At 63.4% G+C, this 2,026-nt stretch carries 2 protein-coding genes; both read right to left on the reverse strand.

The annotated features are described in order from the left end of the window. Positions 1-441: XdhC family protein (locus tag EN939_RS38055; RefSeq protein ID WP_272483094.1), on the reverse strand; the 441-nt coding region annotated here is incomplete at its 3' end. A gap of 75 nt (positions 442-516) precedes the next feature. Then, positions 517-2,026 (reverse strand): xanthine dehydrogenase molybdopterin binding subunit (gene xdhB, locus EN939_RS15205; RefSeq protein ID WP_245473094.1); only part of this gene is annotated, 1,510 nt, incomplete at its 5' end.

A 2,026-nucleotide genomic window follows, 5' to 3' on the forward strand; every position in this document is an offset into this window, starting at 1 on the left:
GACGAGCCGGATCAGCACTTCGACGCGCCCGCCGCAGCATTGGCCGATTTCCGGGCCTAGCGGGACGTCCAGGGTAGCGCAGACTTTGTCAACCTCGATGCGGGTTCCCCTCCCCCTCGAGGGGAGGGTGGCGGCGAAGCTGCCGGGTGGGGTCGGATCGACCGGGCTCAACGCCCTGGCGGTGCCTTCTGATAGGACCCCCTCTGTCGGCTTCGCCGACATCTCCCCCTCAAGGGGGGAGAAGAGCATCTGCCTGGCCCTGTCGATTGCCATGTATTCGAGCTGACCGCCGCCGATCGTGCCAAAGATCGCCGCCCGCGAGACGAGCATAAATGCGCCCTTCTCGCGTGGCGTCGAACCTTTTGTGCCAGCCACTTCGACCAGGGCAATCCGGTCGGCGCTGGCAAGGAAGTCTCTCAGGCTTTGCACTTTCGAATTCATCATTCGCATTCCCGTGCGGGAAATATAGGTTTTTTCGGCCCGGATTGCACACATTGCTGACCCCCTGGGCCGGATTCAGGCGCCGGCCTCTTTCTTCAGCCGCTCGATCGCCATCAGCACGCGTTCCGGTGTGGCGGGGGCATCGAGGCGCGGGCAAATCTTGTTGTCGGCGACACTGGCCACCGCATCCGACAGCGCATGCAGCACCGACATGCCGAGCGGGAACGGCGGCTCGCCGACCGCCTTGGAGCGGTGGATGGTCGGCTCGCCCGCTTCCGGCCAGTCGGCCAAGGTGACGTTGAAGATCTTTGGCCGGTCGGAGGCGAGCGGGATCTTGTAGGTCGACGGCGCATGCGTGCGCAGCCGGCCCTTGGCGTCCCACCACAGTTCTTCCGTCGTCAGCCAGCCCATGCCCTGGATGAAGCCGCCCTCGATCTGGCCGATGTCTATAGCTCGGTTCAGCGAGCGCCCGCAGTCATGGAGAATATCGGTACGCTCGACCATGTATTCTCCGGTCAGCGTGTCGACCGAGACTTCCGAACACGAGGCGCCATAAGCGAAATAATAGAAGGGGCGGCCCTCGCCCTTGTCGCGGTTCCAGTGGATTTTCGGCGTCTTGTAGAAACCCGCCGCCGACAGCTGGACACGGGCCATATAGGCCTGCTTGACGAGGTCGGCGAAGGCGATTTCCTGGTTGCCGATGCGCACCCGGTTGGGCAGGAACAGCACCTGATCGCGCGGCACCTGGTATTTTTCGGCGGCGAAATCGGTCAGCCGGTCCTTGATCTGGCGCGCGCCATTTTGCGCCGCCATGCCGTTGAGGTCCGAGCCGGACGACGCTGCCGTGGCGGAAGTGTTCGGCACCTTGCCGGTCGTGGTCGCGGTGATCTTGACCTGGTCGAGGTCGATCTGGAACTCTTCCGCCACCACCTGCGCCACCTTGACGTAGAGGCCCTGCCCCATCTCGGTCCCGCCATGGTTCAGATGCACCGAACCGTCGGTGTAGACATGCACCAGCGCGCCGGCCTGGTTGTAGTGGGTGGCGGTGAACGAGATGCCGAACTTGACCGGTGTCAGCGCCAGGCCGCGCTTGATGAAACGGCTGTTGGCGTTGAAGGCCGATATCTCACGCCGCCGCCGCGCATAGCTGGCGCTTTCCTCCAACTCGGCGACGATGCGCTGGATGATGTTGTCCTCGACCGTCTGGTGGTAGGGCGTGATGTTGCGGCCCCTCTCGCTATCACCACTGGTGCCGTAGAAATTCTTTTTGCGGATTTCGAGTGGATCCTTGCCGACGGCAAAGGCCACCTCGTCGATGACGCGCTCGGCGCCGACCATGCCTTGCGGGCCACCGAAACCCCGAAACGCGGTGTTCGAGACGGTGTTGGTGTAGAGCGGCGCCGATTGGGCATGCACCGCCGGCCAGAAATAGGTGTTGTCGCAGTGGAACAGCGCGCGATCGGTCACCGGGCCGGAAAGGTCCGACGAAAAACCGCAGCGCGCCGCGAACATGAAATCGACGCCGAGGATATTGCCCTCGTCATCGAAGCCGACCTCGTAGTCGACGAGGAAATCATGACGCTTG

Origin of the sequence: Mesorhizobium sp. M7A.F.Ca.CA.002.05.1.1 (assembly GCF_003998335.1) — a bacterium.
Classification (GTDB): Bacteria; Pseudomonadota; Alphaproteobacteria; order Rhizobiales; family Rhizobiaceae; genus Mesorhizobium.